Source organism: Paraburkholderia sp. SIMBA_054 (assembly GCF_046534875.1).
Classification (GTDB): Bacteria; Pseudomonadota; Gammaproteobacteria; order Burkholderiales; family Burkholderiaceae; genus Paraburkholderia; species Paraburkholderia hospita.
The window spans coordinates 35892-62530 of the sequence record NZ_JAWRXV010000032.1 but is presented as its reverse complement, the minus strand read 5'-3'; the positions used below and the strand labels follow the sequence as shown (position 1 = coordinate 62530).

Here is a 26639-nt window from a genome sequence, read left to right as displayed (position 1 = left end):
CCGGCCGCTCAGTCCAGCTCGATCGGCTGGCCGTGCGGCGTACGGCGCGCCGCCGCGTCCCACGCGTCCTTGCGCCGAATCAATCCCTCGCGCGTCACGCAGCCTTTGGCCGTCGCGATGCGTTCGAGCGCCGTCAGCCAGTGCGTGTAGTAGGTGTCGCCGCGATCGGGGTCGCCGTGAGCCTGCGCGTCACGGATCGCATCCGCGAGCGTTGCGGCCCATTCGGGCCATGTGAACACGCCGCGCTCGTGAAGCGCGAGCGTCATCGCGAATGCCGCGGCCTGCCACGGTGCGGCAAAGACCGGGCCGGCACCGTCGCGCGGCATGTCGGGCAGCGCCTCAAGCAACTCAGGCAACTCGCGCGAAACTTCCTGCGACGTAGTGCATGCGGGCGCGCTCATGCCGTCCCGTCCGCTTCGAGATACGGCTCCCAGCAATCGGCGCACACCGACGACGCCGTCGTGTCCTTGCCCCACAGTTCGACGGCGTCGAAGCGCACCGTATACAGCCATTGCGGATCCTCGCCGCGTCCAAGCGCGTTCGAATCGGGGAACACATGCGCGCCACGCACCGCGACGATCCGGCCGCGCTTGCCTCGGCAATAGCGTGGCAGGCGCGTGTGCGTCGACGGATTGAGCGTCAGCGTGCGCACCGCGTCGCCCACCGCAAAGCGCGCGGGATACGGCTCGGGGCGCGATGCGGGACTGCCGCGGAATAGCATGGGGTTGACCTGCTCGGCGGCGAGCACGCGCGGCACGGGCGCACCGGCGCGCTGCGACACGCCGCTGTCGATCTCGTCCCGCGTCGCAAGTCCCGAGTCGATCAGCAGCTTGCGCAAGCCCGCGAACCAGATCTCATAGTAGCTGCTCGACAGATACTGCGCGGGCGGCAGGCTTTCGCGCGCGGCGCGCGACATGTCGATGTTCCATTTCCCCGTCGAGCCCATCGCGATCGTCAACGCCAGCGCGCGACGCTCCCAGGCCGCGTGGAAATACGGCTCGTCGGTTTCGGGCGCGATGGGCCCGAACGACTGCATGCCGCCCATGTCCTGTGCGCCGTTCATGGTTGACCTCCGCTTGCGGGTTTCGCTTCGTGCGGCGCGAGCGCGAGTCCCGTGCCGATCATCGAGTCGCGCGTGACGAGATCGGCGAGTTCGTCTTCGTTCAGCGTCTCCGTGTTGGGAGGGCGCATCGGCAGCACGAGATAGCGCACTTCCGCCGTCGAATCCCACACGCGGATGTCGGTGTCGTCGGGCAATACCACGCCGAACTCGGCGAGCACGCCACGCGGATCGATCACCGCGCGCGAGCGATACGGCGCCGACTTGTACCAGATGGGCGGCAATCCCAGCACGGGCCACGGGTAGCACGAACAGAGCGTGCACACGACCATGTTGTGCACGCCTGGCGTGTTCTCCAGCGCGACCATGTGCTCGCCCTGCCGCCCCGTGAAACCGAGCGACGCAATCGCGGCCGTCGCATCGTCGAGCAGCCACTGGCGAAAGCCGGGATCAGACCATGCCTTCGCGACGACACGCGCGCCGTTGCGCGGCCCGACCTTGTGCTCGTAGGTGTCGATCAGCACATCGAGTGCTTTCGGATCGACGTAGCCCTTTTCGATCAGCAGCGACTCCAGCGCGCGCACGCGCAGATCCATCTCGGGCAGCGCGCTGCCTTCGTGCGCGTGTTCATCTCCGTGTTCATGCTCATGTTCAGCGTCATGGCTCATCTGCGTTCCGCCTGAAGAATGCGACACTCGCGCAGTATGGTCGGGCAAACTGGCGAATGCAAACGCATGCCGACCTGCAGCGCGTTCGACAAGCATCGCCGCCTCATATCTCCACCCGCGCGCCAACCTCGATCACGCGATTGGCAGGCAGCTTGAAATACGCCGCCACGTTGCCGACGTTATGCAGCATCACCGCGAACAGACGCTCGCGCCACATCGCCATGCCCGCGCCCGGTGTCGGCACGACGGTCGCGCGGCTCAGGAAGTACGACGCCTCGCAAGGATCGAAATCGAGACCCAGCGCCCCTGCGGCTGCGAGCGCTTTCGGCAGATCGACTTCGTCCTTGAAGCCATAGCGGATCGTCAATTGATAGCAGCTCTCACACACCGTATGCAAAGCAACGCGCTCATGCTCGGCGACCCACGGAATCTCCTCGTTGTTCACGGTCAGGAACACAACGCGGTTGTGCAGCACGTGGTTATGCATCAGGTTGTTGACGAGCGCATGCGGCACGCTGTCCGGATTGGGCGTGAGAAAGATCGCCGTGCCGGGGACGCGCACCGGCTGACTTGCGATCAGTTTTTCCAGATACGCCTTGAGCGGCATCGTGCCCGCGTGCACGCGCGCTTCTGCCCGCATGATTTCGCCGCCGCGTCCCCATGTCGCCATGATCGTGAACATCACGAAGCCGATCATCAGCGGGAACCAGCCGCCTTCGACGATCTTCAGCAGGTTCGCCGAGAAGAACGTCGCGTCGATCACGAAGAAGAACGCGGTCGCGAACACGCATAGCAGCCAGTTGTAATGCCATGCATAGCGCACGACGAAGAAGGTCAAGAGCGTCGTGATGAGCATCGTGCCCGTCACCGCAATGCCATACGCGGACCCGAGCGCTGTCGACGAGCCGAAGCCGAGCACGGCGGCCACCACGGCCGCGAGCAGCGTCCAGTTGATGCCGGGCACATAGATCTGGCCGATCTCCCTCTCCGACGTGTAGACGACGTTCATGCGCGGCAGGAAGCCCAGTTGCATCGCCTGCTTGGTCATCGAGTAGGTGCCGGAGATCACGGCTTGCGACGCAATCACAGTCGCGACCGTCGCGAGCACGATCATCGGATACAGCGCCCATTGCGGAAAGAGCCGGTAGAACGGGTTTTGCAGCGCGGTGGGGTCGGAGATCAGCAATGCGCCCTGCCCCAGATAGTTCAGCGCGAGCGCGGGGAAGACGATGCCGAACCATGTAATGCGGATCGGCCGCGCGCCGAAGTGGCCCATGTCGGCATAGAGCGCCTCAGCGCCCGTCAGCGACAGCACGACGGCGCCCAGCGCGACGAACGCCAGCCACTCGTGACGCAGGCAGAAGGCGAGTCCGGCGAGCGGATCGAGCGCGGCGAGAATCGCGGGTGCCGAAACCACGTTGGTCACGCCGACCACGGCCAGCACCACGAACCAGACCACCATCACCGGCCCGAACACCGCGCCGATCCCCGACGTGCCGTGCTTCTGCATCACGAACAGCGTGACGATCGCGGCGAGCGTCACGGGTATCACGCAGGTCTTCAGAAAGGGCGCGGCGACTTCCAGCCCTTCCACCGCGCTCAGCACGGAGATGGCCGGCGTGATGATGCTGTCGCCATAAAAGAGCGCTGCGCCCATCACGCCGACGATCAGCAGCACATGACGCAAGCGCGGCCGGTCCGCCACCGACGAAGCGGCCAGTGCGAGCAGCGCCATGATGCCGCCCTCGCCGTGATTGTTCGCGCGCAGGATCAGCGTTACATACTTGAGCGACACGACGATGGTCAGCGACCAGAAGATCAGCGACACGATGCCGATCACGTTCAACGGCGTCAGCGGCAGACCGCCCGCTGTCGCGAAGACGGTCTGCAGCGTGTACAGCGGACTCGTGCCGATATCGCCGTAGACGACGCCCAATGCAGCAAGCGCCAGCGAGCGGAGCGCCGGTTTGTGCGGCGCAGGCGCGCCGATCGCGCCCGAACCGGGGTGCGTGGCTGAAACGCTCATGTCTCCCTCCAATGATCGCCTCGTCGTTAGCTGCTATTGAGCGATCTGAAAGCCGGATGAATGGTCGGACCTTTAGTACGCGTGATCCGTTGTGCTGACGGCTGATCCCAGTATAGAAAGCGCCTCGGGAAAAGCGCAGCGAACGTGCGTGGACATCGCGCGACGCCCGATGTGCGCTTCACCGCATATTTCGGTTCTGCTTAAGAAAGTGCATTGACTCGGCTTTGCGCGTGGGCATAAAATTCTCTTATCTTGAAATTTGAGGGGCGTTGCCTTGGACAGTTGCAGTAGTACGTTTTCGAACAGTTTCGCCGCCTGAACGGCAGACGTCCGCGCTTCCTCATCTAGCCGCCGTCTTGCCAGCAGGCAGACGGTGCGCGTCGCAGATTCATTCCTCGTGCATCCTGTTTAGCGTCGTTGGGTTCAGCACCCGGCGCAGCGCGTTCGCGCGCGATTCGTAGCCGCCTTCGTCACATGTGCGGTTTCGCTTCGCGTGCCTGCGTCCGCGTGCGTGTGCCTGCTTACCGCCGCCGTCAACGCCGCGAAAGTTCGACCTGTCCATCGCCACGTATCTCGCCTACGTGCGTTTCGCCAATCGCGATGCGTTTTCTCAATGAACCGGGAGCCACCATGCCCGACAGTGACAGTCATCCCTTGAACCCAGAAATGCCTTTATCGACCTGAGGCAGGCAAGCCGACCGCTTTCGATTCCATCGATTCTCCAGCGCCTGCCGCCTCGCATGCACGAGCCTTCGTGCCGGAGAACCGACATGTACTTCCTGCTTCTTTCGACCTTGCCGCAAACCCGCGAAGCACGCGCGCACTACGACGCGCTCCTTTCGCTGCATCACGAGCGACGCCACGTATTCGCGAAGCTCGCCAGCACGCTCAGCAGCATTGCCGCCCGCTTGCGGAAGCGGCAAGCCGCATAAACGGAAATCATTCGACCTATATCCGTTCACGGGAGAATAACAATGGCAACGCCACCACAAGCCCTGCCGACCCGCACCGCCGTTCTCGACGACGCGCATGTCGGCGATATCCGCGGTGCACTCGGCACGATCGCGCATCACGACACTGCACCCCGTAACAGCTGGGGCGCGCGGTTGCGCACGCTGCTCGCGATCGTCGGACCCGGCCTCATCGTGATGGTCGGCGACAATGACGCGGGCGCCTTCGGCACCTATACGCAGGCCGGCCAGAACTACGGCACCACGCTGTTGTGGACGCTGCTGCTGCTCGTGCCCGTGCTGTATGTCAATCAGGAGATGGTGCTGCGCCTGGGCGCCGTCACGGGCGTCGGTCATGCGCGCCTGATCTTCGAACGCTTCGGCAAGTTCTGGGGCGCGTTCAGCGTCATCGACCTGTTCATCCTCAATGCGTTGACCATCGTCACCGAGTTCATCGGCATTACGTTCGTGCTCGACTTCTTCGGTGTATCGAAAGTAGCGGGCGTGTGTATCGCGGCCGCATTGACGATGGCGGCCGTCAGCACCGGCGACTTCAAACGCTTCGAGCGCTTTGCGATCGTGCTGTGTCTGCTGAGCCTGTTGCTCGTGCCCGTGCTCGTGACGATCCATCCTCCCGTCGCGCAGATGACGCACCATCTGTTCGTGCCCGCATGGCCCGCGCACGCAAAGCTCTCGGACGTGATGCTGCTCGTGATCGGCATCGTCGGCACGACGGTTGCACCGTGGCAGCTATTCTTCCAGCAGAGCTACGTGATCGACAAGCGCATCACGCCGCGCTTCATGAAGTACGAAAAGGCCGATCTGTGGATCGGCATCGTGTTCGTGCTGATCGGCGCCATCGCGATGATCTCGTTCAGCGCCGCGCTGTTCGGCGGCAAGCCGGAGTTCGGCCAGTTCACCGATGCGGGCGGCGTGATCGCTGGCCTCGAAAGGTATGCGGGCCGCACGCCCGCCGTGCTGTTCGCGATTGCGCTGCTCGACGCGTGCATCATCGGCGCGGCGGCCGTGTCGCTGTCGACGGCCTATGCGATCGGCGACGTGTTCAAGATCCGTCATTCGCTGCATCGCGGCGTCGCCGATGCGAAGGGCTTCTATCTCGTGTACTTCGGCATCGTGGCGGCGGCGGCAGGACTCGTGCTGATTCCGGGCAGCCCGCTCGGCCTGCTGACGGAAGCCGTGCAGACGCTCGCGGGCGTGCTGCTGCCGAGCGCAACCGTGTTCCTGCTTCTGCTGTGCAACGACCGCGCGGTGCTCGGGCCGTGGGTCAACTCGAAAGGGCTGAACCTGTTCACGGGCGGCGTCGTGTGGGCGCTGGTGCTGCTCTCGGTCGTGCTGACGGCGTCCGTCGTGTATCCCGACATCAGCGGACACGCGATCATCGAGATTCTCGCGGGCGGCACGCTGCTCGCCGTGGTGGTGTTCGTCGCGGCGATGGCGCTGCGGCGGCTGCGGGGCGCGCAAATTGCGGACGGCGCGCCGTTCGTCAGCAAATCCGAGCGCGCAACGTGGCGCACGCCGCCGCTCGACTCGCTGCCAAAGCCCGTGATGACGCTCTCCCGCCGTATCTGGATGAGCGCGCTGCGCGGCTATCTGGTGGTGGCCGTCGCGCTCGTGATCGTGAAGGTGGTGCAAATCGCATTGACGTAAGTCAGAACACGCTCACATCATTTTCGAAGAATCCTGATAGTCCGCCTTGGGCGGTTGTGACAGAGTATCGGCGGCCGGTCCACGGGCAGATATCTGCCGGCGTAATGCGAAGCGACAGCGCATGCCATGAGCGTCGCGTTGCGGTTGATGGGACGTGGATCGGCCCCTTCCTGTTTGCGCTCTCACATCTGCACCATCAACACGAAGAGGCGAGCCACGCGACATGACTCGCCTCCCTACGCCAAACGCACGCTGATCAAACCAGACGCGGGTCCGTCGGCACGTTGCCGTGATACGGCATGATGACAGGTCCGCCGCCGTCCGCATACACGGGCGGATGGGGTAGATTCATCGGCGGCCATGGCATCGACGGCTTGCCGGGGAAGCCCGGCCACGGGCTCGGCTCCGTCGGCTTGGCGATAGTGAGGATGCCGCCGTGTACGGCCTTGGCGGTTTCACGGTCGAGTTCGTCGACCCTCGACAGGTCTTTCACAAGCAGGTGGGTCATGATGTGTCTCCAGCAACGGTAAAGGTTGGCGAGCGAGCGCGCGCTACGCCGCGCCCGATAACCATGTTGCACGCACCATGCCAATCGCGACAAAGCCCGCTGTCACGGGCCTGTCATCGATACTGGAGAAGCCGACTGAACGATCCGGACCAACTGTCGGCCGTCAAGGTGTTGGCCGTCCGGATGCGGTTGGCCTTGCGGTTGGCCTCATTGTTCGCATGTCGCCGGGTCGCTATGCGACTCAGCGCGGCAGCCACCCAAGCGGATCGACGGGCTTGCCGTCCTTGCGCACTTCGAACTGGATGGACGGCACGCCGTTGCTGTCGACGCCGACTTCGCCGATCGGCTGACCTTGCGTGACGGCATCGCCCTCTTGCACGAGCAGCCTGCTGTTCTGGCCGTAGGCCGTGATCAGCGTGTCGTCGTGCTTGATGATGACGAGCGGCCCGTAGGCCTCGAGCGTGCCCGCGTAGACGACCCGCCCGGTCGCGGCCGCTCGCACCTGATCGCCCGGACGCCCGCCGATCACGATCCCTTTCGACTTGCCCGGCACGTACGGCTTGAGGATCGGACCGCGCAGCGGCCACGCAAGCGTCACCTGCGCGGGCGCAACGGGCGCCGGCTGAACGGGCGTGGTGGTGGGCGCGGGGGTCGGCACGGGCGTGGTCTGCGCATAAGCGGGCGGGCCGACCCGCAACAACTGCCCAGGCACGACGGGCGACGATAACGTCAGACCGTTCCATGACGCGATGTCCTGGGTCCGCTGACCGTAAGCGCCGGCGATGCTTTGCATCGTATCGCCCGGGTTCACGCGATAGAACCCGGCCGGCACGCCACTGGCGGCCGCGCCGCCCGATGTCCGGTACGTGGGCGCCGGCGACTGCGTCGCTTCCCACGGGTACGTGGTGCACGCGCCGAGCATGCTCGCGACGGCGAGCGAGACCAGCGCCTGCGTGACGACGTATTGCCGTTTTACTGTCATTTTTGTGGCCCTCGACGCAGTATGGGACGGCGGCTCATAGGGGCCGCGCGTCATTTGAACGTGTAGCGGGATATGCAGTGCAAATATTATGCCTCGACTGTCCGTCGGAAAAATGACGGGTTGACAAGCGCGGACGGCACAGCCCCGACACGCCTCTCGCCGACGGTCAACTCGCTCGCACTGCTGCTTCGGCCTGCTCTTTGATTCCTTCTGCAATCCCAATCAATTCCGCCCGATCAGCGAAGTCGAAACGTCATACGCTGCCTTCCGACTCGATCACCAGAATGCGCGCCTCGCCGATCGGATGCGCAACGTGTTCCGTGCCGACCGACGCATGAAACACGTCGCCCGTCTCAAGCACAGTGGAATGCTCGATGCCTGCTTCGCGGTAGCGCATCTCCACGCGCCCGTCCAGCACGGCGAAAACTTCCTCGCCATCGTTGACGTGCCATTTGTACGGCTGGTCGGTCCAGTGAAGACGCGTGGTGATGCCGTTCATGTTGGCGATATCGAGCGCGCCCCATGGACGCTCTGCCTTGAACGTGCTGCTGCGGACGATTTTCATGACGGTCTTGCGCAATGACGGGTGTCGGACTGGTCATTATAGTGGCGCCCGCGCGCATGCACGTGTCTTGCTCACATGGCCGGAGAAGGCCGTTACATGCGGCTTTCGAGCCATTGCATAGCTGGAGTGCTCGCCTATACTGAAACTTGCTGCGGTCAACAAATATGCGCATGCCCGCAAGCGCGATGCGTGGCGAGACGGTTCATTCCACTTCAGCGTTTCCGTCTAACGAGGAGGTTCCATGAACAAGGCGTTGTTTCTTGCCGTACAACTGAATGTCGACGAGATGACTGCATCGCCTGCGCTGGTCGAACTGCTCAATGCGCATCTCGTCTTCGCCGTCGATGTCGCCGAGGCCGCCGATGCCCTCGTGCAACTGGCAAGCGTGAGCCGCCTGTCGAGCGGCGTGGAAGCGAGCGTCGAGATTCCGGCGGTCGCCCTCGAACAGTTGCGCCAGGCGCTCGAAGCGCTCAGCGAATACGACCAGTCGTGGCTCTTTGCGCTGGAACCTGGCCATGCACTATTTGACGATATCGCACGTGGGCAACGCACGCTGCATTGATGCGCCCGCTACCCTGAAGAGGTATGGCTTCCCGGCCGCCTACCGAGGATCGATCGTGAAAAATCTCTTGAACATGCGTCGCGCTGCTGTCAGCAATGGGGCCGCGGCTCACTTTCATTTCCCGCCACAGAACGCCCCGCAAGCCGAACCCGCCCGAGTCGACGACCTTCCCGCCAGCGAAAGCGATGCGGGCGCAACCATCGAAGCTCGCCCGGCCAGCTCGCCGCCGCGCCCCGTCACGCCACTGCACGCGGTGCAGGTCACGCCCTCGGCGCCGAATGGACGCGCCGTGCAGCTCGCGGACGCAGCCGATGTAGAACGCATGAGCGACAACGCCGAACTCACGACCTTCCACACGTTTCGCACTTTTGACTATTCGGTCAGTTTGCTGTTTTACCCAAAGGAAATGAAATACTTCGCCGCACTGTTTCAGGAAGACCGGCTATGGCGCGTGCTGAGCACGAGCGACATCAATACGGCCAGGCAGCTGTTTCACCATATGCAGGATCAGGCGACACGGCTTTCCGACGGCGAGACGCGCCGCTTGCAGCTCGAAGCGCAGAACGAGCAACTGAAGCGGGCGATCGCGGAATCCGAAGCGCACGCGGAACGGCTGCGTCAGGGCTTGCAGCGCACGACCGAGCAGGATCAGGTGGTGACGAGCCGGCAGCATCAGTTGCGCAAGGAACTCGCGCAACTCGAAGCGCAACGCACGGCCGCGCAGGCCCAGTTGAACAAGGTGCATCGGCAGGTGCATCAGTTGAACGTTGCGAACAACGAGACGATTCCGCATATGCCGCGGTAACGTGACGCGCGGCCTGACCCGACTTCGCCCGCACCGGAAGAAAAAAACGCCGCCCAGGTTTTACCTTGGGCGGCGTCTTTTTACCTGCGCGTGTCGGCTGGGGCTCGCGGACCCCGGTCGGCGCTTTCGATCTGGTTACTGCGTCAGCTTCGTCGGAGATTAATTGCCGAAGAACACCGAACGCGGACCCTTCTCATCGGCCAGCGAGCGGCCAGCTTGCGACGTGCCGTTCGTCTGCACGCCATAGCCGCTTGCGTTGGCGTCTTCTGCGTGGACACGCGCTTCCGCGGCCTGGATGTTGTTCGGGTAGTTCTGGCGATCCGACAGCGGATCGTAGCCAGCCTTCTCCAGACGGGCGAGATCGGCGCGAACTTCAGCGCGGGTCACCGGCTGCTGGCTCGATTGGGCAAACGATGCGACGGGAGCGGCAACAGCGGCAGCAAGAACGACTGCGGAAATCAGGGCTTTCATGGACAACCTCCGAGAACTTGTTTTTCGATTCACTGCGAACATCGTGTCCGTCAGCGTTGATGCAAGTTTATGGAAGGAAACATCCTAGGGAAATCCCTAATCTCGCTAAACTATATTGCGAGAATTGAAATAATTCATGTAACCGGGCGCTCGACCCGCTTTTTGAGATCAAATATTTGCAACACTGTGTTCCAAAAAATGTGCACTGTTTGAAACAATGAGCCGCGCCAAAGCAAACGCCCCGGCGCCGTGAGGCGCCGGGGCGTTTGCAATCAGACCAATCTTCGCTTTACGGAGCGAAGCAAGCCCGTCTGCTCAGGACCAGTTCGCGTGGAAGCTACCCGGCTTGTCGAGGCGCTCGAACGTATGCGCGCCGAAGAAGTCGCGTTGCGCCTGCACGAGGTTGGCGGGCAGACGCGCCGAGCGGTAGCCGTCGAAGTACGCGATCGCCGACGAGAATGCCGGCACGGGCACGCCCGCCGCCGTCGCGGCGATCACGACGTCGCGCAGCGCCCCCTGGTAGTTCGCGGCGATGTCGCGGAAATACGGATCGAGCAGCAGGTTGGCGATCTGCTTGTCCTTCGAGTAGGCGTCCGTGATCTTCTGCAGGAAGCGGGCGCGGATGATACAGCCGGCGCGGAAAATCTTCGCGATCGTGCCGTAGTCCAGGTCCCACTTGTATTCGTCCGACGCCGCGCGCAGTTGCGCGAAGCCCTGTGCATACGAAATCACCTTGCTGAAGTACAACGCGCGGCGCACGGATTCGATGAACGCGGCGCGGTCGCCCGAGAACGGCTTGGCGGCCGGCCCTTCGAGCACCTTGCTAGCTGCCACGCGCTGATCCTTCAGCGACGACAGCACGCGCGCGAACACGGCTTCCGTAATCAGCGGCAGCGGCGCGCCGAGGTCGAGCGCGTTCTGGCTCGTCCACTTGCCCGTGCCCTTTTGCGCGGCGCGGTCCATGATGATGTCGACGAGATCCTTGCCCGTTTCATCGTCCTTCTTGTCGAAGATCTTCGACGTGATCTCGATCAGGTAGCTGTCCAGCTCGCCCTTGTTCCACTCGGTGTAGACCGCGCCCAGTTCCTGGTTCGACAGCCCGAGCACCTGCTTGAGCACCGCATAGCTTTCGGCGATCAGCTGCATGTCGCCGTATTCGATGCCGTTGTGCACCATCTTCACAAAGTGGCCCGCGCCGTCAGGACCCATGTATGCGACGCACGGCTCGCCGTCCGGCGCCTTCGCCGCGATTTCGGTGAGGATCGGGGCGACGAGGTCATACGCTTCGCGCTGGCCGCCCGGCATGATCGACGGGCCCTTGAGCGCGCCCTCTTCGCCGCCCGACACGCCCGTGCCGATGAAGTGCAGGCCCGACTTCGCCAGTTCCTGATTGCGGCGGATGGTGTCGGTGAAATGCGTATTGCCGCCGTCGATCAGAATGTCGCCCTTGTCCAGCAGCGGCTGTAGCGACGCGATCGTCGCGTCGGTGCCTTCGCCCGCTTTTACCATCATCAGGATGCGGCGCGGCTTTTCCAGCGAGTTGACGAATTCTTCCAGCGTGAAAGTCGGAACCAGCTTACGGTCGGGAAACTCCGCGATCAGTTCGTCGGTTTTCTCGCGGGTGCGGTTGAACACGGAGACCGCGTGACCGCGGCTTTCGATGTTCAGCGCCAGATTCCGGCCCATCACCGCCAGCCCCACTACGCCGATTGCCTGTTTGCCCATGTGAATTCTCCTGATTCCAGTGAGTCTTGAGGCCGCGCCCACCATCAGGGCGCGGCGTCGAGGATGAAAGGATAAAAGAAATGACGGGATGACGCTCGCGTACTCCCCGCCCGCCGTGTTCGTGTCCGGCATAGTCGATGCGTGCGGGCTTTCGACACGCTTTCGCGCCGCGCTGCTTGTGCGGCCCGCTGCCGGCACTCTAAAGCTTAGTCCGCGAAACGCGCCGCGAACGTTTGGCGTGCAAGCGCAGAGTCAAGCGCAGGTAAAGCGTCCGACCCGGCGCGTGCGCTAACGTTTCCTGAACACGAGGCTGAAGTTGTTGGCAGGCATCTCAACCGGCTCATCGGCGTCGAAGCCCGCCGCGTCTGCCAGCGCCACCACGGCTTCCATGTCGCGCACGCCCCATGCGGGATTGCGGCGTTGCAACTGTTCGTCGAACGCAGCGTTGGTCGGCGCCGTATGCGCGCCGCCGCGCCGGTACGGCCCGTACAGAAAGAGCACGCCGCCCGGTCCGAGCAGCCGCCCCGCGCCGCCGATCAGCGCCTGCGCCGATGCCCACGGCGAGATATGGATCATGTTGATGCAGACGATCGCAGCGGCGGCCTCGATGCCCCACGACGCGTCGCGCACGTCGAGCGCGAGCGGCGGCCGCACGTTGTCCAGCCCGCTATGCGCCGTCCACGCGGCAATCGACGCGCGCGCCTCGTCGTCGAGGTCGCTCGGCTGCCAGACGAGATGCGGCAGCGCCGCAGCGAAGTGGATCGCGTGCTGGCCCGTGCCGCTCGCGATCTCGAGCACGGTGCCCGTCGCGGGCAGGACGCGTTCGAGCACGGCGAGAATCGGCTCGCGGTTACGTTCGGCGGAAGGCGCGTGCTGGCGCAGGTTGAGATCAGGCGTAGTCATGGCGGTTCAATCAGTACAGACCGGTTCGCATCCGTTCAACGAGGTCGCGATCATACGCGAGCGCGTCGAAAGTCTCACCGAAAATGCGCTTGTGCATGTCGCCCGCGCTCGGCAGGCGCGAGCGCTCGACATGGCGCGACGGGTCCCACAGCTTCGAGCGCGCCAGCGCTTTCGAGCAATGAAAGTACACCGCGTCGATATCGACGATCAACACCGTGCGAGGCGTCTTGCCGTCGACCGCGAAGCTCTCGAGCAACGCCGGTTCGACCGAAACGCGCCCGCGTCCATTGACGCGCAGCGTCTCGCCGACACCCGGCACGACGAATAGCAGCCCCACATGCGGATTGACGATCACATTGCGCAGACTGTCGACGCGGTTGTTGCCGACGCGATCGGGAATCGCCAGCGTGCGCGAGTCGATCAGCCGCACGAAGCCGGGCGCATCGCCGCGCGGCGAGCAGTCGAGTCCTTCCGGCCCGGCCGTCGCCAGCACGATGAATGGCGATTGCTCGATGAACGCGCGATAGCAGTCGTTGACGTACGGAATCTCCTTGCGTATCGAGCGCTCGTGCGGCTGCCCGTACAGCACTTCCAGTTCTTCTATCGACGTGAGCATCGGCGTTCCTTGTGAATTGACATGAGGCGGGCGCGCACCTGCGTGCATTAGTTGACCGCGAGACGGGCCGCGAGCGCGGCGAGCGCATCGCCGCATGGCGCTTCCACTTTCAGCGACAGCAACTCATCGGCGCGCGTGCGTCCGAGATTGATCGCGGCGACTGGCTTGCCCATCTTCTGCGCCCACACGCAGAAACGGTAGCCCGAATACACCATCAGCGACGAGCCGACCACGAGCATCGCGTCGGCGGCATCGAGCGCGTGGGTGGCCGCCTCGACGCGCGCCTTCGGCACGTTCTCGCCGAAAAACACGACATCGGGCTTCAGCAGCCCGCCGCAGTGCGGACACGCCGGAATGCGGAACGAGCCGAGGTCGTGCCATTCGAGATGCGCGTCGCCGTCGGCGGCCGGTTCGGCGATCACATCGAGCAGCGCGGGGTTCGCGTTGATCAGCGTTTGCTGGATCGACGCGCGCGTGTGATGCGAGTTGCAATCGAGACACGTCACTGCGCCGATGCTGCCATGCAGTTCGATCACGTCGCTGCTGCCCGCGCGCTGATGCAGTCCATCGACGTTCTGAGTTACAAGCCCGCCCACGTGCCCGGCCGCTTCGAGCCGCGCGAGCGCGTGATGCGCGGCATTCGGCGCGGCCTTCGCGACCACGGGCCAACCGACTGTGCTGCGCGCCCAATAACGCTGGCGCGACGCGACGGAGCCAAGAAACTCCTGCAACGTGATAGGCGGCGAGCGTTTCCATTCGCCGTTTTCGTCGCGATAGCCGGGGATGCCGGAATCGGTGCTGATGCCCGCGCCCGTCAGCACGAAAAGCCGCGGATGGCGTTCGACGAAGTCATGCAAAGCGGCAAGCGCGTGAGGTTCGATCAGCGTGGACATAGAGTCGATGAAGCGGCGCGAGAGAATGGTTGCAAACGGGTCAAGAGGCAAACGCTTAGCGCTTCTTGCCCGGCTCGCCTTCGTGCTCAACCGGCTGCGCGTGCCGCGCTTCCCACGCAGCCAGCGCCGCGCGATACCGCGTGACCTCTTCCGCGTACAGATCGAACACGCACGGATCGCAGCCGCTATCGCAGCATTCGCTGGGGTCGGGCCGCGTGGGCGGCGTGGGGCGCGGATCGTCGGTGGCCGGCGCCCCCGAGTGCGTGGCCTCGTCAGCAGTCACATCTACTTCCAGTGGTTCGGGAAGCGTCAAGTATACGTCGAGCGCCCGCGCCGCGTTGTGCCACATCCGCGTCATCCGCGGCCGACGAACGGCATCTTGCTCGCCATGATCGTCATGAACTGCACGTTCGCCGACAGCGGCAGATTCGCCATATGCAGCACGGCATCGGCGACATGTTCGACGTTCATCAGCGGCTCGACGGCGATCGTGCCGTTGGCCTGTGGCACGCCGCGCGCCATCCGCTCGGCCATTTCGGTCTCGGCGTTGCCGATGTCGATCTGTCCGCACACGATGTCGTAAGGCCGGCCATCGAGCGAGACCGACTTGGTGAGACCCGTGATCGCATGCTTGGTCGCCGTGTACGCAATGCTCAACGGCCGCGGCGCATGCGCGGAGATCGAGCCGTTGTTGATGATGCGCCCGCCTCGCGGCGTTTGCGCCTTCATCATCCCGAATGCTGCGCGAGTGCACAGGAACACGCCCGTGAGGTTGGTATCGACGACGGAACGCCAGTCGTCGAGTTCGATCTGGTCGATTTCGACGGGCGGCGCATTGCGGCCCGCGTTGTTGAACAGCACGTCGAGCCGCCCGTAGCGCAGCCGGATCGCGTCGAACAGTGCGGCGACGCTCGCGGCATCCGTCACGTCGCAGGCGACGGCGAGTGCGTCCTGGCCGTGTGCTTGTGCATCTGTTGCGAGCGCATCGAGTGGGGCCTGCCTGCGCCCCGTCAGTACGACGCTATAGCCGTTGGCAAGCAGCTTGAGCGCCGTCGCCTTGCCGATGCCGCTGCCCGCGCCTGTCACGAGCGCCACTTTGTTTGCTTGCGTTGTCTCTGCTGTCTGCGTCACACCGTATCTCCAGGTCGTGCTGCCCGCGACGCGGCGCGACGCAGGCCCGTCAATCGAGCGCGCGGTCGTTCGGCTTCGCGAACAGCTGTTTCATCTCCGCCGACAACGGGTAGTTCAGGTTGATGCCCTTCGGCGGAATGGATTGCGTGAACCACTTCTGATAGAGGTTCGCCGCTTCGCCGGAAGTTTGCAAGCGCGCGATCACGCCGTCGACCAGTTTCTTGAAGCCCGGATCGTCCTTGCGAAACATGCAGCCATACACTTCCGACATCGGCGACGTGCCTGTGATCACGTAGTCGTCGGCGTTCGCCTCTTTCGCTTTCGCGCCATACAGCAGCGGATCGTCCATCACGAAGGCGACCGCGCGCCCCGTCTTCACGTTGAGGAACGACTCGGCGTGATCCTTCGCGCTGATGAGGCGCATGTTCATCGACTTCTCAACGTTCATCTGCCGCAGCAGACGCTCTTCCGACGTGCCCGCCGTCGTCACGACCGTCTTGTTGGCGAGATCGCCGAAGTCTTTCACGCCCGAGTCCTTCTTCACGATCATGCGCACACCGTACTGGAAGAAGCTGTTCGAGAAGGCGGCCTGGTTGTCGCGCTCTTTCGTGTGCGTGGTCGAGCCGCATTCGATATCGATCGTGCCGTTCTGCACGAGCGGAATACGGTTCTGCGACGTGATGGGAATCTCGCGCACCTTGAGGTCCGACATCTTCAGCTCTTTTTTCACCTCGTCGACGATCTTCAGCGCGATCGCCTGCGAATAGCCGATCACGTGCTGCTCTTCGTCGTAGTACGAGAACGGCACCGACGATTCGCGCACGCCGAGCGAAATCGCGCCCGTTTCGCGGATCTTCTTCAAGGTCGCGCTCGAGTCCTGCGCGTGCGCGTTGCCGCTGGCGATGGTGACTGCGATCAGTGCCGCGAGCGTTGCATGCTTCGTCATCGTTGTTTTCATGGTCTCTCCTGTTATGGATGTGTGTGCAACGAAATCAGCGGTCGTATGCGTAGGCATCGATATCGACGGACGGCGCGCGGCCCGCGATCACGTCGGCGATCACGCGCGCGCTGCCGCACGCGAGCGTGAAGCCCAGCGCGCCGTGGCCTGTGTTGAGCCAGAGGTTGCTATACGGCGTTCTGCCGATCAGCGGTTTCGAATCGGGCGTCGCGGGACGATGGCCGCACCAGGTCTGCGCGTTCGCGTAGTCGCCGGCGGCGGGGAAGATTTCCTGTGCCTGGCGCTTGAGCAGTTCGACGCGCCCGGCCCGCTGCGCGTCGCTCAGACCCGCGATCTCGACCACGCCCGCAATCCGCAAGCGCCCCCCAAGCGGCGCATACACGATCTTTCGATGCAGGTCCGTCACGCTGACGCGTGGCGTGTGCAGCGGATTGGCGTTGTGAATCGTAAGGCTGTAGCCCGTCAGCGGGTAGACGGGCAGACGCACGCCAAGCGCATCGAGCAGCGGCACGCTGCCAAGCCCGAGAGCGACGACGAACGCATCGGCTTCGATATCGCCTGCCGCGGTGCGCGCCGCGACGATCCGCCCGCCCTCGCTGACGAGTTCGCGCACGAGCGTCTCGTAGCGGATGGTCACGCGATGCCGCCGCTGCAGCGCATCCGCGAGCGCAACGCCGAAGCGATGACAATCGCCCGCTTCTTCCGACGGTGTATGGATGCCGCCCGCGATCAGCGGCTGCGCATGCGCAAGCGCGGGTTCGAGCGCGACGCACGCGCTGCCGTCGAGCGCACGCTGATTCGAGCCCGCCGCGACGAGCAGTTCCATCTTGCGGCGCGCACGCTCGAACTCGTACGGGTCGCGATAGACGACGAGCTTGCCGTTGCGCACGTAGTCGAACGCAATCGATTCGTGCTCGACGATCTCATGCAGCGCCGCCTTGCTGAGCGCGCCGAGGCTCAACATTTCCAGCGCCGTCTGCCGCGCGCGACGGCTGCGGCACGCGAGCAGGAACGCGACGCACCAGCGCCACTGCTGCGCGTCGAAACGCGGAATGAAGCGCAGCGCCGAATCGCGCTGCAACAGCCACGCGGGCAGCTTGGGCAGCACGGCGGGATCGGCGAGCGGCGCGACGTAGCTGTAGCTCAACTGGCCGCCGTTCGCGAAGCTCGCTTCGAGCGCCGCGCCGCCGCGCGCCTCGACGATCGTGACGTCGTGGCCATCGCGGGCCAGACTCCAGGCCGTCGTCAGTCCGACGACGCCCGCTCCGAGGACACAGACATGCATGAAGGCTCACTACCTTGCGATTACATTGCAGGTGAGTGTCGCGCGCCGAAAACGGCGTATCAAATGACGAGATGCGAGGCTGCATAACCTCAGGTTAAGGGTGCGCTTTCCTGCATGTGGCTTACGCGAAATGCGCGCGCAACACGTCGACGAACGCGTTGCCCGCCTGCGACGTCAGCCCGCCGTCGCGCCACAACGCAAACACGCCGACCGACAACGGCGGTGTAACCGGCCGCACGGTGACAGCTTCCGCGCCGCTCTTCGCGGTCAGCTCGTCGAGCAGCGCATGGCCGATGCCGCGCGCGGCGAGCGCGCGGGCGACGTGCCACGTGTGCGCCTCGACGGCGGGCGCGTGGCCGTCGAGACCCAATGCTTCCAGCGCGTTGCCGATCATCTCGCCAAGCGGATCGGCATTGCCGATGCCGATCCAGTCCCCTTCGACGAACGCTTGCAGCGTCATCGGCGCGTCGCCTGCGGCTTCATCGCGCGGGCCGACGCACACGACGGGCGTGCGCCCCAGCTCGGCGGACGCGATGCCCGGCCGCGCCGGCGGATTCAGTGCGACGGCCAGATCGAGATCGCGCGTGAGCAGCGCGTTCAGCAGTTCCTCCGTGTGACGCGTCTGGATTCGCAGCGACACACGCGGATACGCCCCGCGAAACGCCTCGATGGCGGGCGGAATCAGGCTCAGGCCAAGGCTCGGCAGACAGCCGATCCGCAAATGCCCTTCCGGCTGCCGCGCGAGATTGCGCGCGAGATCGCGGATGCTGTCGAGGTTGGTCTGCAGCTTCTGCGTTTCGGAGAACAGTAGCTCGGCTTCGCGCGTCGGCTGAAGGCGGCCGTGCACGCGGTTGAAGAGCGTGAGGCCCGCGCTGCGCTCCGCGTGCGCGAGCACCTTGCTGACGGCGGGCTGCGAAACGCACAGCAGTTCGGCCGCTTTCGACAGCGAGCCGGTGCGCATGATGGCGTGGAAAACTTCGATGTGGCGCAGGCGCATGGCGCGGGTTCGGGTCAGCGGGTCGGTGGAAAGGCGTCAAGGATACTGGCTTCGGTTCCGTTACGGCTTCATTACCGCTCTATTACAACGCTTGTCTCGGCTTGCGTTCCGCCGTGCCGCTTTCCGTCAATTCTTCGAACCCGGCGGCCCGCGATCTCTTTCCAATCCTGCCAATTTCGAGACGGGACGCGCGCCAATGGTATCGTTCGCCTTTGACGTGCATCACGAAAGTCCTGCCGGTATGACGAAACGGAATCCGGCAGACGAAACGCATCATGAATCAACCGAATCCGCCGCTGCCGCGCGCCGCCGACCAGGCCGCGCCCGCGCGCCGCTGGCCCCGCACAGGCAATCCGCCGATGTTCAACGCCACCATCGCGTGGCATGCCACGATGCTCGCGGGCTGGGTGCTCACGCCCATCGCCTGGCCGTGGTGGCTCGCCGGCATCTTCGCGAGCCATGTGGTCGTCGTGACGATTGGCTTGTGGCCGCGCTCGTCGCTGCTCGGCCCGAACTGGACGCGCTTGCCCGACACGCCGCGCAACGCCGACGCCGTCGCGCTGACGATCGACGACGGCCCCGACCCGGTCGTCACGCCCCAGGTGCTCGACCTGCTCGACGCGCACGGCGTGCGCGCGACGTTCTTCTGCATCGGCGCGCGCGCGCAGCTTCATCCGGCGCTGATGCGCGAGATCGTCGCGCGCGGACACGCGGTCGAGAACCACTCGCAGGTCCACGTTCACACGTTCTCGGTCACGCTGCCGCGCGGACTGACGCGGGAAATTGACGCCGCGCAGCGCACGCTCGAAGCGCTGACGGGCGAGCGCCCGCAGTTCTTCCGCGCGCCCGCCGGCCTGCGCAACGTGTTTCTCGAGCCGGTGCTGCAAAAGCTCGACTTGCGGCTAGCCGCCTGGACGCGGCGCGGCTTCGACACTCGCGAGCGCAACCCGCAGCGCGTGCTGGAACGGCTCGTCGATGGGCTCGCGGCGCGCGACATCCTGCTTCTGCACGACGCGAGCGCAGCAAAGGACGCGTCGGGCAAGCCCGTCGTGCTCGACGTGCTGCCGCGCCTGATCGAGACCGTGCGCGCGCGTGGACTGCGCTTCGTGACGCTGCGCGAGGCGCGCGACGCCTGACGGACAGCGCCGCGCGCGGCAGGCGAACCGCCTGCGCCTAGGTGCGCCGCCGGACCAGGTGATAGATCACTAGCAGGATGATTGCGCCGATGATCGACGCGATCCAGCCCGCCGCCTGCCCCGGTTGATACCAGCCAAGCGCGCGCCCGACATAGCCCGCGATCAGCGAGCCGGCAATGCCGATAATGATCGTCATGATCCAACCCATGCTGTCGTCGCCCGGTTTGAGCGCGCGCGCAATCAGACCGACGATCAACCCGACGACTATCGTGCCAATGAGGGAAAGCATGCAAACCTCCGATCAGAGTTAGCACTACGGTGCGCTGCTACTGCTCGCTACAGACGACATGCGGCCCCTGCCCGTTTTCCCGCCGCATGCCGCGACTGTACCGTTTCGGGACGCGCGCCATCGGACACAGCCCGGCGAACGCGCGCCATCGTCGTCGGGATTCCGGCGCGGACGCCGGATGCCCTATGCCGTCAGATACGGAAATCGGCGGACATGTCCTCGTCGGTGCGCGCTTCGAGCTCGCCGCTTCGGCACGCTTTCATGAACACGTCATAATCGCGCTCGACCTGATCCGCGTACGCCGCCGCATACTCAGCCAGCGCTTCCGCGAACTGGTCGCTGCGTCCAATATACGCGCTGATCTCGATCGCCTTGCCGCCTGCCTTCGCGTGCGCCCGCGCCAGCGCCCAGCCGCATAGGCGTGCATAGCCGTTCAGCTGGTCGACGTCGAACAGGTCGATACTCGGTGTCAGTTTCATGTCACGCAATTGCCGGAAGTAGAAATGCCGGCCCGCCGGACCCGTCGTCCAGCCGAGAAAGATATCGCTAGCCGCCTGCAGCATGCGCTGGCCTAGCACGACGCGCTCGCCCTCGTGCTTCGGCTCGGACTTGCGCGGCCCCGCCTTGAAATGCTGCGCGATCACCGAGCGCCGCGCCTCCTTGGCCTGCAGAAAGAGCGGCTTGCCGTGCGGATCGACGGTGAGCAGCACGAGACAGCGCGTGCCGACACTGCCGACGCCGACCACCTTGAACACGAGATCGTGCGGCACAAACTGCTCCAGCAGTTCGCGCCGATCTTCGTTGAGCGTCTTGAGATAGCCTTCGTAGGTCTCGTGCATCAGCTTGCGCCAGTCGCCGATCCGGAACCAGTCGTCCTCGGCATCGAACAGCGTGCCCGAGCCATGTACGTGGAACAGACTGGGCGGCATGTCGCGCATCACGTAGCGGTCGCCGTCGCGCTCGCACAGCTTGTCGAGCATGCTTTCGTGCGTGCGGGTGGCCGCCCTCTCCATCCCTCGACGGATCAGCCGGCGATTCTCGGCGTTCACCGCCATGTCGACCATGCGGTCGAACGTGATCCGTTCGTACCACAGCTCCAGCGCGCCGCATTCGGCGTACTGCGCCATGCGGTCGCGATACTGGTTGGCAGCCGTCATCACGAGATCGTAGGCGGCGCCGCGGCTGAAGCGCATGTGCCGGGCGGCGACCACGAAGCTCGCGACAAGCCGCTTCAGGTCCCATTCGAACGGTGCGGTGGACACTTCGTCGAAATCGTTCAGATCGAAGATCAGCTGGCGCTCGGGTGTCGCGAAGCCGCCGAAGTTCAGCAGATGCGCATCGCCGCAGATGGGCAGCGTCAGCGGCGTGTGCGGCGTCATGCTGAGATCGTGCGCCTGCAGGATCGCGCTGCCGCGAAAGAACGTGAACGGCGACACCGCCATGCGCCCGTAGCGCAGCGGCACGAGGCGCTCGACGCGGCCTTCGCTGCTTTGCCGCAGCAGGTCGACGGGATTGCGGTGCATATGGCCGATCGCGCGGTGACTGGAGCGTTTTGCGTGTTCGCGGGCCGCGCGCCCGCTGGCTTCCCGTTCCGCGATGGTGCTGGCCTTCATGCTTTTCTCCGTTCTTGTGAATCAGCTTGCATCGGGGCGCACTGCAACCGCGTGCCGCCAGGGGGCATCGTGACGTTGACCGCCTCGGGCTGGCGTGGATGGATCGTTCGAGGCGCGACGCGTGCGTGCGTCGCCGATTCGCGCAAAGGGTGCCGGACCGCAAACGTCCATCGGATCGACTGTATTAAATCCTGCGGCGAACGGGCGCGCAAGTCCGTATGCCGCCAAAGCGCAGCGGCACAGGAACAGACGAGAAAGGAAGAAGCGATGGCGCAGGGCGCGCCATCGCATTGCCGCGTCAGAAGAAGCGCGGCGGCTGGAGAATCAGGGCGATCCGCACAGCCGGCGACGGCAGCGCCACAAGGCTCGTGCGGGCGGCCTCGGCGCGCTCGTTGAAGGCGACGCGCGCGGCGCCCGACAGCGGCGCGACGAATTGGTGTGCCGTCAGCGTCAGGGGATCGACGGGATGGTCGTCCTTGCGCACTTCGTAGTGCAGATGCGGCCCGGTTGCCGTGCCCGTGCGGCCGACATAGCCGATCACCTGCCCCTGCGCGATACGCTGACCGACCTTCAGCTCGCCCGCGAACAGCGAAAGATGCGCGTAGTAGGTCGAAAAGTCGTCGTCGTGACGCAGAACGATGTGTTTGCCGTAGCCGCGGCCGTTGACGGCCATTTCGACGGTGCCCGCGGCTGCCGCGTAGATCGGCGTGCCGGCAGGCGCGGCCAGATCGACGCCCGTGTGAAAGCGCGGCTCGCCAAAGACGGGATGCACGCGCATGCCGAACGGCGAGCTCACGCGCCGGTAGTCCAGCGGCATCGCGAACGGCTCGCCCGCGATCAGGTCGCCGTCGAGCGTGTAGTACGCGCCTTGCGATGCGCCGGGCGCGGTGAACCAGAGGGCATCGTACGCGCGGCCATTCAGACGGATTTCGAGCGAAGCAATGCGCGATGCGCCCGATTCGCTCGTTGCGTCCATCACGATCCGGTATTCGTCGCCCGCCTGCGCAGGCGCATCGACATCCACCCGGCCAGCAAAGATCCGGCCGATTTGCGCGACGACCGTCGCTGGAAAACCCGCTTGTGTGAGCGACTCGCGCAGCGTCGCGCCGATCGGGCCGGCGCTCGAGCGAAGCTCATCGTTAGCCATACCGAATCCGGTGGCGCCGCCGAATGGCGTCGTCGCCTGGGCGAGGTCGCCAGATGCGCCTTCGGGCGTCACCCGGCCCGACCATTCGTGACCATCGTCGGAACGATCATGCGCAACGGCTACGCACATCGTCGGCGTGGTGGCGCAGACCGTGCCGAGCACCAGTTCGTTCGACGGCATACGCACGTTGATCGATGCCGACGAATATGCGGGCGCGAGCGTGGCCGCGTCGTAGGGGTGGGCGGCGGCAGGCGCCGACGATGCATCGCCTGCAGAATTTGCAATGGATTCGGCCAGCGCGCGATCGGCGTCGCGCGACGAAGGCCCTACGGCATTGAACGAAGTGGAGGGTTGCGCGCCCGGCAATGTCATCTCGTGTGCAAGTGCATGATGGCGCTGCTGCTTGTGAGCGGAACCATGCTTGTGCGCCTTCGGAGCGGCCACGGCGGTGGACGTGCCAGGCACGACCGAAGCGCCGATCCACAATGCCGAAACAGCGGCCACGCTCGAAAGCGTCTTGCGTTTGACGGACAGCGGACGAACCGCTGCCGTAGAGATGCCCTGCCTGCGCGCGAGGAATGATCGTAGATGCTTCACGTCAGGTTCTCGCGTTGGAATCAAAGGGCGGCGGGCATGAGCGGCGGTACCGGGAAGGCACGGCTACGGCGCGTGGCGAGGCGAAGACGGATCGATCGATCCCGCGACCGGTTGGTCGCTCCATCGCGCCGCGCAGCCCGACAAGTGATCTTTTGAGTTTAGGGAGAGGAGGACGCGGGCTGAATCGCCTAATTCTTAATTTTCTTAAGACATTCTTAGACTGAATGCGTTTGCATTGAGAAAAGCGAGCCGCCGTCCGTTGCGGACGACGGCTTCAGGCTACAGCCGCTCGTTATAGCAAGCCGCGCAGATAGGCATCCCATTCGCCGATGCGCCTGTCCCACGAATAGAAGCGCGTGAAATATTCGACCTGTTGCGCGCGCAAGGACTCGTCGTCCGCTTTGCGCAGCCGGACAGTTTCGATTGCATCGTCGAGCACGGCGGCGAAGCGCTGCGCGTGCGCCTGCTGGTTTTCAGTGAACGGATAGAGCCTGGCGAAATTCGCACAGGTTTCCGGCAAGCCGCCGTACGCCGCGCAGACCGTGAGACAGCCCGCCGACATTGCTTCGATGGCGGCGATGCAGCTCGTTTCCGGCTCGATGTTCGGGTACGCGAAGATGTCGCATTCGCTCAGCGCCTTGCGCACGACGGCATTCGGCTGCGCTCCGTGATAGCGGATACGCGGATGCGCGCGGCATCGCTCGAACAGCGGCTGATATGGCGCGTCGCGCTCCGTCCAGTCGTAGATGCTGAAGCTCGAAAAGACGTCCAGCTCGATGTCGGGATGGCGCGTCGCGAGATATTCGAAGACGGGAACGAGGATTTCGAGGCCGCGATCGGGCGTCGTGTGATAGATCAGGCAGATGCGCTCGCTGCGTCGCGGGAGATAGGCGCCGAATGGCTCGATCGCGTTTTGCAACACGCTCATCTCCGCGTAGGGCACGCCAGGAATCATCCGATACAGCGCCGCCTGATAATGCGATACACACACAATGCCCGCAAACGCCGCGCGATTTTCAGCCTGTTCCAGGAAGCTGGATTCTTCGCGGCTCGGTTTGTCGTGCAGCCAGAGAATGCGCTTTCGGTCGGGGTCGAGCCCGCGCACGCGGGAAGGAATGATCTGAAACTGTCGCACCAGTTCCGGATCGAGTCGCGCGTGCAGCGCTCGTAGCATCAATTCCGTGCCGCCAAGCGCGCGCACGCTCAGTTCGTTGGTTTCCATGTTCATGCGTCGGGTCCGTCGCGCGTCAGCACTCGCCGCCAATCGCCGTCAACGGACTCGCCGCAATCGACGCACCGAAATCGCCGTGCCACGTGTAGATGCCCTGATGCGACAGCTTCGATTGCGTATCGGCGAATACCTGCCCGCCGATATCGCGCCAACGCCGGCAGAACGCATAGTCTTCCGACAGATAACGGCCCGTGGAAGGCTCAACCATCACATCGAAGAAGCGGTAGCAGAGATCGTAGAGCGGCGAATCCGGCGGACCGTCGGGCACGTACTTCAGTTCGGGCAGGCGCGCGATCATTGTTTCGATCGCGCCGCGCTTGATGCACATGAAGCCCGTCGGCGCTTCGCTGACTTCCAGAAAGCCGTCGCCGTCGATCGCCGGCGAGACGCCATCGTGCGCGTTCACGGGATAACGCAGGTAGCGTGCGGCAAAGGTTTCCTGCGTGAGTCCGCCGGGCAGCACGCCCGGCCAGTCGAAACGCTTGAGAGGATACACGCCCGCCACGACGTCACGATCGGCAAGCAGCAGCCGCAATACCTGATCGACGGAAAAGCCAATGTCCGCGTCGATCCAGAACAGATGCGTGTAGACCGGATCGAGCAGAAATTCCGCGACGGCCTCATTGCGCGCGCGGGTAATCAAGCTTTCGCCTGAACGGATTCGCACCGAGCCCTGCATGCCCGTCTGCCACATCGCGTTATTGAGCGCGAGCAGGCTATTTGCAAAGTTCGCCATGACGTTGCCGCCGTAGCATGGCGTCATGAAAAGCGGTTTCATCGATTGAAGTGCGGACGAGTCAAGCATGGAGGGTCTCTTTGTCTGGATGAAAATGAGTGTCGATGAGTATCGCGGACTATCCAAAAAAAGACTGTAAGAACACTCTTAATGCGATAAGACGCGCACTTTATTGAGATAGCGGGCTGGCACATTGCTGCCGCTCAAAAGACTCGCCGCGAACGCAGCTGAATCGCCGGTAAACAGCCTCCCATCAGGGTTCCGATCCCGCCGCGCACGTATTGACCGTGGTCAATTGTTCGACCGCTTGTGATGTCGATCCCACGCAGCGGCCGTATTTTTAGGACACGTCTCATATTCGCGCGCAGGTCTGCGCGACACACTCCCGCCTTTCGACTTTCATCCCGCAGCGTCACGCCTGCTGCGCCATTTGCCGTGAACCCCCTTCTCCTCAAACGATCCAGCATCGCCTGCTTCGCGCTCCTCAGCTCCGCGTGCTCCTTCTTCGTGCCCCGCTCCACCGCGTCGACCTCGACGCCTGCGGACAACGCGCTCGTCATCGCCTCCGCCCGCGACTTCGCGTACATGCCCGCGCGGGATGGCCACGTCACCTTCGATCGCATCGCCAACACGGCGACGACGTCGATCCTCTTGAAGAAAGGTGTCGAGTCGGCGGTGCGCGACGCCGTCGTGTCTGCATGGCGCAAGTCGGGCATCGCCGTGACGACGCACGACAAGCTGGTGCTGAGCGGCCGGATCGAGGTGTTGTCGGTGGACGATGCGCGACCGCGGGCCACGTGGACGATGACCATCTGCTACTTCGTCACCAATGCGTCGACGAAGCAGACTGTCTATGTGAAGAGCAATACGGTCCATCTGTTCCGGCAGAAGTTCACGAGTCCTGCACTCGCACTCGACGACGTCGTGAAAATCAGCGTCGATACGATCGTCAGAGATCCCTCGTTTCATCAGGCGCTGCAGCCCGTCGAATAACAGGCGCGTTCTCCTCCGCGCTGCCGCCGCCGGGTTGCGGCGCACATTCCTTCCGCTGCGGCGTGTCTGCAGCCGGCATTTCGCTACAATCGGATATTTCCCATCTGAATTCGCCGCCGCGCGC

28 protein-coding genes are annotated in these 26639 nt (G+C 64.3%); 6 read left to right on the top strand and 22 right to left on the bottom strand.

Annotated features, from left to right (window positions below):
• Positions 1–8 precede the first annotated feature (8 nt).
• The 4 genes from SB822_RS32565 to SB822_RS32550 form a co-directional block, all read right to left on the bottom strand.
• The gene (locus SB822_RS32565) at positions 9–401 is read right to left on the bottom strand and encodes a nitrile hydratase accessory protein (protein WP_410856478.1); all 393 of its coding nucleotides are present in this window, start codon (positions 399–401) and stop codon (positions 9–11) included.
• Positions 398–1063, bottom strand: a complete 666-nt coding sequence (gene nthB, locus SB822_RS32560; protein WP_410856477.1) for a nitrile hydratase subunit beta — start codon at positions 1061–1063, stop codon at positions 398–400. The genes SB822_RS32565 and nthB overlap by 4 nt, the downstream gene beginning before the upstream one ends.
• Positions 1060–1728 carry a nitrile hydratase subunit alpha gene (gene nthA, locus SB822_RS32555; protein WP_410856476.1) on the bottom strand — a complete coding sequence of 223 codons (669 nt, stop codon included), beginning with the start codon at positions 1726–1728 and terminating at the stop codon, positions 1060–1062. Before nthA ends, nthB begins: the two co-directional genes overlap by 4 nt.
• Before the next feature lie 103 nt (positions 1729–1831).
• Positions 1832–3754 carry a potassium transporter Kup gene (locus SB822_RS32550; RefSeq protein ID WP_007744308.1) on the bottom strand — a complete coding sequence of 641 codons (1923 nt, stop codon included), beginning with the start codon at positions 3752–3754 and terminating at the stop codon, positions 1832–1834.
• A gap of 770 nt (positions 3755–4524) precedes the next feature.
• Here SB822_RS32550 and SB822_RS32545 point away from each other — a divergent pair.
• Both SB822_RS32545 and SB822_RS32540 read left to right on the top strand, forming a co-directional pair.
• The gene (locus SB822_RS32545) at positions 4525–4686 is read left to right on the top strand and encodes a hypothetical protein (RefSeq protein ID WP_410856475.1); all 162 of its coding nucleotides are present in this window, start codon (positions 4525–4527) and stop codon (positions 4684–4686) included.
• A gap of 42 nt (positions 4687–4728) precedes the next feature.
• Positions 4729–6372 carry an NRAMP family divalent metal transporter gene (locus SB822_RS32540; protein WP_410856474.1) on the top strand — a complete coding sequence of 548 codons (1644 nt, stop codon included), beginning with the start codon at positions 4729–4731 and terminating at the stop codon, positions 6370–6372.
• Between the two features lie 256 nt (positions 6373–6628).
• On the opposite strand, the gene SB822_RS32535 is transcribed toward SB822_RS32540, so the two are convergent.
• The 3 genes from SB822_RS32535 to SB822_RS32525 form a co-directional block, all read right to left on the bottom strand.
• Positions 6629–6880 carry a hypothetical protein gene (locus SB822_RS32535; protein WP_007744303.1) on the bottom strand — a complete coding sequence of 84 codons (252 nt, stop codon included), beginning with the start codon at positions 6878–6880 and terminating at the stop codon, positions 6629–6631.
• A gap of 241 nt (positions 6881–7121) precedes the next feature.
• The gene (locus SB822_RS32530) at positions 7122–7862 is read right to left on the bottom strand and encodes a peptidoglycan DD-metalloendopeptidase family protein (protein WP_007744297.1); all 741 of its coding nucleotides are present in this window, start codon (positions 7860–7862) and stop codon (positions 7122–7124) included.
• A 253-nt stretch (positions 7863–8115) separates the two neighbouring features.
• Positions 8116–8427, bottom strand: a complete 312-nt coding sequence (locus tag SB822_RS32525; RefSeq protein ID WP_007744296.1) for a cupin domain-containing protein — start codon at positions 8425–8427, stop codon at positions 8116–8118.
• Positions 8428–8668: 241 nt separating this feature from the next.
• On the opposite strand from SB822_RS32525, the gene SB822_RS32520 reads away from it, so the two are divergent.
• The gene (locus SB822_RS32520) at positions 8669–8989 is read left to right on the top strand and encodes a hypothetical protein (RefSeq protein WP_009770414.1); all 321 of its coding nucleotides are present in this window, start codon (positions 8669–8671) and stop codon (positions 8987–8989) included.
• A gap of 55 nt (positions 8990–9044) precedes the next feature.
• Positions 9045–9794, top strand: a complete 750-nt coding sequence (locus SB822_RS32515; protein ID WP_236674204.1) for a DUF2968 domain-containing protein — start codon at positions 9045–9047, stop codon at positions 9792–9794.
• Positions 9795–9953: 159 nt separating this feature from the next.
• On the opposite strand, the gene SB822_RS32510 is transcribed toward SB822_RS32515, so the two are convergent.
• The 10 genes from SB822_RS32510 to SB822_RS32465 form a co-directional block, all read right to left on the bottom strand.
• Positions 9954–10265: a DUF4148 domain-containing protein gene (locus SB822_RS32510; RefSeq protein ID WP_007744289.1), complete on the bottom strand. Its 312-nt coding sequence runs from the start codon at positions 10263–10265 to the stop codon at positions 9954–9956.
• A 315-nt stretch (positions 10266–10580) separates the two neighbouring features.
• The gene (gene gndA / locus SB822_RS32505; protein WP_007744287.1) at positions 10581–11990 is read right to left on the bottom strand and encodes an NADP-dependent phosphogluconate dehydrogenase; all 1410 of its coding nucleotides are present in this window, start codon (positions 11988–11990) and stop codon (positions 10581–10583) included.
• 288 nt (positions 11991–12278) lie between these two features.
• Positions 12279–12893, bottom strand: a complete 615-nt coding sequence (locus SB822_RS32500) for a DUF938 domain-containing protein (protein ID WP_410856473.1) — start codon at positions 12891–12893, stop codon at positions 12279–12281.
• Between the two features lie 10 nt (positions 12894–12903).
• Positions 12904–13509 (bottom strand): pyridoxamine 5'-phosphate oxidase family protein, encoded by a 606-nt coding sequence (locus tag SB822_RS32495; RefSeq protein ID WP_410856472.1) that lies wholly within the window; start codon positions 13507–13509, stop codon positions 12904–12906.
• Positions 13510–13556: 47 nt separating this feature from the next.
• Positions 13557–14402 carry an NAD-dependent protein deacetylase gene (locus SB822_RS32490; protein ID WP_410856471.1) on the bottom strand — a complete coding sequence of 282 codons (846 nt, stop codon included), beginning with the start codon at positions 14400–14402 and terminating at the stop codon, positions 13557–13559.
• A 55-nt stretch (positions 14403–14457) separates the two neighbouring features.
• Entirely contained in the window at positions 14458–14685 is a 228-nt protein-coding gene (locus SB822_RS32485) for an oxidoreductase-like domain-containing protein (RefSeq protein ID WP_007744279.1), read from the bottom strand.
• Between the two features lie 71 nt (positions 14686–14756).
• Positions 14757–15533: an SDR family oxidoreductase gene (locus tag SB822_RS32480; protein WP_229513896.1), complete on the bottom strand. Its 777-nt coding sequence runs from the start codon at positions 15531–15533 to the stop codon at positions 14757–14759.
• 49 nt (positions 15534–15582) lie between these two features.
• Positions 15583–16479 carry a glutamate/aspartate ABC transporter substrate-binding protein gene (locus tag SB822_RS32475; RefSeq protein ID WP_051495364.1) on the bottom strand — a complete coding sequence of 299 codons (897 nt, stop codon included), beginning with the start codon at positions 16477–16479 and terminating at the stop codon, positions 15583–15585.
• A 46-nt stretch (positions 16480–16525) separates the two neighbouring features.
• The gene (locus SB822_RS32470) at positions 16526–17776 is read right to left on the bottom strand and encodes a D-amino acid dehydrogenase (protein WP_410856470.1); all 1251 of its coding nucleotides are present in this window, start codon (positions 17774–17776) and stop codon (positions 16526–16528) included.
• A 121-nt stretch (positions 17777–17897) separates the two neighbouring features.
• Positions 17898–18773 carry a LysR family transcriptional regulator gene (locus SB822_RS32465; protein ID WP_009770403.1) on the bottom strand — a complete coding sequence of 292 codons (876 nt, stop codon included), beginning with the start codon at positions 18771–18773 and terminating at the stop codon, positions 17898–17900.
• Between the two features lie 275 nt (positions 18774–19048).
• On the opposite strand from SB822_RS32465, the gene SB822_RS32460 reads away from it, so the two are divergent.
• Positions 19049–19909: a polysaccharide deacetylase family protein gene (locus SB822_RS32460; RefSeq protein ID WP_410856469.1), complete on the top strand. Its 861-nt coding sequence runs from the start codon at positions 19049–19051 to the stop codon at positions 19907–19909.
• A gap of 37 nt (positions 19910–19946) precedes the next feature.
• Here the strand turns inward: SB822_RS32460 and SB822_RS32455 are convergent, their stop codons facing one another.
• The 5 genes from SB822_RS32455 to SB822_RS32435 all read right to left on the bottom strand — a co-directional run bounded on the left by SB822_RS32455 (position 19947) and on the right by SB822_RS32435 (position 25591).
• On the bottom strand, positions 19947–20198 hold the full coding sequence (locus SB822_RS32455; protein ID WP_410856468.1) for a GlsB/YeaQ/YmgE family stress response membrane protein: 252 nt from the start codon (positions 20196–20198) through the stop codon (positions 19947–19949).
• Positions 20199–20389: 191 nt separating this feature from the next.
• Positions 20390–21811: a DUF2252 domain-containing protein gene (locus SB822_RS32450; RefSeq protein ID WP_007744260.1), complete on the bottom strand. Its 1422-nt coding sequence runs from the start codon at positions 21809–21811 to the stop codon at positions 20390–20392.
• Positions 21812–22109: 298 nt separating this feature from the next.
• Positions 22110–23555, bottom strand: a complete 1446-nt coding sequence (locus SB822_RS32445; protein ID WP_410856467.1) for a M23 family metallopeptidase — start codon at positions 23553–23555, stop codon at positions 22110–22112.
• A 292-nt stretch (positions 23556–23847) separates the two neighbouring features.
• Entirely contained in the window at positions 23848–24783 is a 936-nt protein-coding gene (locus tag SB822_RS32440) for a glycosyltransferase family 4 protein (protein WP_410856466.1), read from the bottom strand.
• Between the two features lie 19 nt (positions 24784–24802).
• On the bottom strand, positions 24803–25591 hold the full coding sequence (locus tag SB822_RS32435) for a hypothetical protein (RefSeq protein ID WP_410856465.1): 789 nt from the start codon (positions 25589–25591) through the stop codon (positions 24803–24805).
• A gap of 438 nt (positions 25592–26029) precedes the next feature.
• Here SB822_RS32435 and SB822_RS32430 point away from each other — a divergent pair, with 438 nt between their 5' ends.
• Positions 26030–26515, top strand: a complete 486-nt coding sequence (locus SB822_RS32430; RefSeq protein ID WP_236674205.1) for a hypothetical protein — start codon at positions 26030–26032, stop codon at positions 26513–26515.
• Positions 26516–26639 lie beyond the last annotated feature (124 nt).

What these genes read in the sequence shown, in the direction of transcription:
- SB822_RS32565 (WP_410856478.1), bottom strand. Translation starts at nt 401, where the DNA reads ATGAGCGCGCCCGCATGCACTACGTCGCAGGAAGTTTCGCGCGAGTTG.
- nthB (WP_410856477.1), bottom strand. Translation starts at nt 1,063, where the DNA reads ATGAACGGCGCACAGGACATGGGCGGCATGCAGTCGTTCGGGCCCATC.
- nthA (WP_410856476.1), bottom strand. Translation starts at nt 1,728, where the DNA reads ATGAGCCATGACGCTGAACATGAGCATGAACACGGAGATGAACACGCG.
- SB822_RS32550 (WP_007744308.1), bottom strand. Translation starts at nt 3,754, where the DNA reads ATGAGCGTTTCAGCCACGCACCCCGGTTCGGGCGCGATCGGCGCGCCT.
- SB822_RS32545 (WP_410856475.1), top strand. Translation starts at nt 4,525, where the DNA reads ATGTACTTCCTGCTTCTTTCGACCTTGCCGCAAACCCGCGAAGCACGC.
- SB822_RS32540 (WP_410856474.1), top strand. Translation starts at nt 4,729, where the DNA reads ATGGCAACGCCACCACAAGCCCTGCCGACCCGCACCGCCGTTCTCGAC.
- SB822_RS32535 (WP_007744303.1), bottom strand. Translation starts at nt 6,880, where the DNA reads ATGACCCACCTGCTTGTGAAAGACCTGTCGAGGGTCGACGAACTCGAC.
- SB822_RS32530 (WP_007744297.1), bottom strand. Translation starts at nt 7,862, where the DNA reads ATGACAGTAAAACGGCAATACGTCGTCACGCAGGCGCTGGTCTCGCTC.
- SB822_RS32525 (WP_007744296.1), bottom strand. Translation starts at nt 8,427, where the DNA reads ATGAAAATCGTCCGCAGCAGCACGTTCAAGGCAGAGCGTCCATGGGGC.
- SB822_RS32520 (WP_009770414.1), top strand. Translation starts at nt 8,669, where the DNA reads ATGAACAAGGCGTTGTTTCTTGCCGTACAACTGAATGTCGACGAGATG.
- SB822_RS32510 (WP_007744289.1), bottom strand. Translation starts at nt 10,265, where the DNA reads ATGAAAGCCCTGATTTCCGCAGTCGTTCTTGCTGCCGCTGTTGCCGCT.
- gndA (WP_007744287.1), bottom strand. Translation starts at nt 11,990, where the DNA reads ATGGGCAAACAGGCAATCGGCGTAGTGGGGCTGGCGGTGATGGGCCGG.
- SB822_RS32500 (WP_410856473.1), bottom strand. Translation starts at nt 12,893, where the DNA reads ATGACTACGCCTGATCTCAACCTGCGCCAGCACGCGCCTTCCGCCGAA.
- SB822_RS32495 (WP_410856472.1), bottom strand. Translation starts at nt 13,509, where the DNA reads ATGCTCACGTCGATAGAAGAACTGGAAGTGCTGTACGGGCAGCCGCAC.
- SB822_RS32490 (WP_410856471.1), bottom strand. Translation starts at nt 14,402, where the DNA reads ATGTCCACGCTGATCGAACCTCACGCGCTTGCCGCTTTGCATGACTTC.
- SB822_RS32475 (WP_051495364.1), bottom strand. Translation starts at nt 16,479, where the DNA reads ATGACGAAGCATGCAACGCTCGCGGCACTGATCGCAGTCACCATCGCC.
- SB822_RS32470 (WP_410856470.1), bottom strand. Translation starts at nt 17,776, where the DNA reads ATGCATGTCTGTGTCCTCGGAGCGGGCGTCGTCGGACTGACGACGGCC.
- SB822_RS32465 (WP_009770403.1), bottom strand. Translation starts at nt 18,773, where the DNA reads ATGCGCCTGCGCCACATCGAAGTTTTCCACGCCATCATGCGCACCGGC.
- SB822_RS32460 (WP_410856469.1), top strand. Translation starts at nt 19,049, where the DNA reads ATGAATCAACCGAATCCGCCGCTGCCGCGCGCCGCCGACCAGGCCGCG.
- SB822_RS32455 (WP_410856468.1), bottom strand. Translation starts at nt 20,198, where the DNA reads ATGCTTTCCCTCATTGGCACGATAGTCGTCGGGTTGATCGTCGGTCTG.
- SB822_RS32450 (WP_007744260.1), bottom strand. Translation starts at nt 21,811, where the DNA reads ATGAAGGCCAGCACCATCGCGGAACGGGAAGCCAGCGGGCGCGCGGCC.
- SB822_RS32440 (WP_410856466.1), bottom strand. Translation starts at nt 24,783, where the DNA reads ATGAACATGGAAACCAACGAACTGAGCGTGCGCGCGCTTGGCGGCACG.
- SB822_RS32435 (WP_410856465.1), bottom strand. Translation starts at nt 25,591, where the DNA reads ATGCTTGACTCGTCCGCACTTCAATCGATGAAACCGCTTTTCATGACG.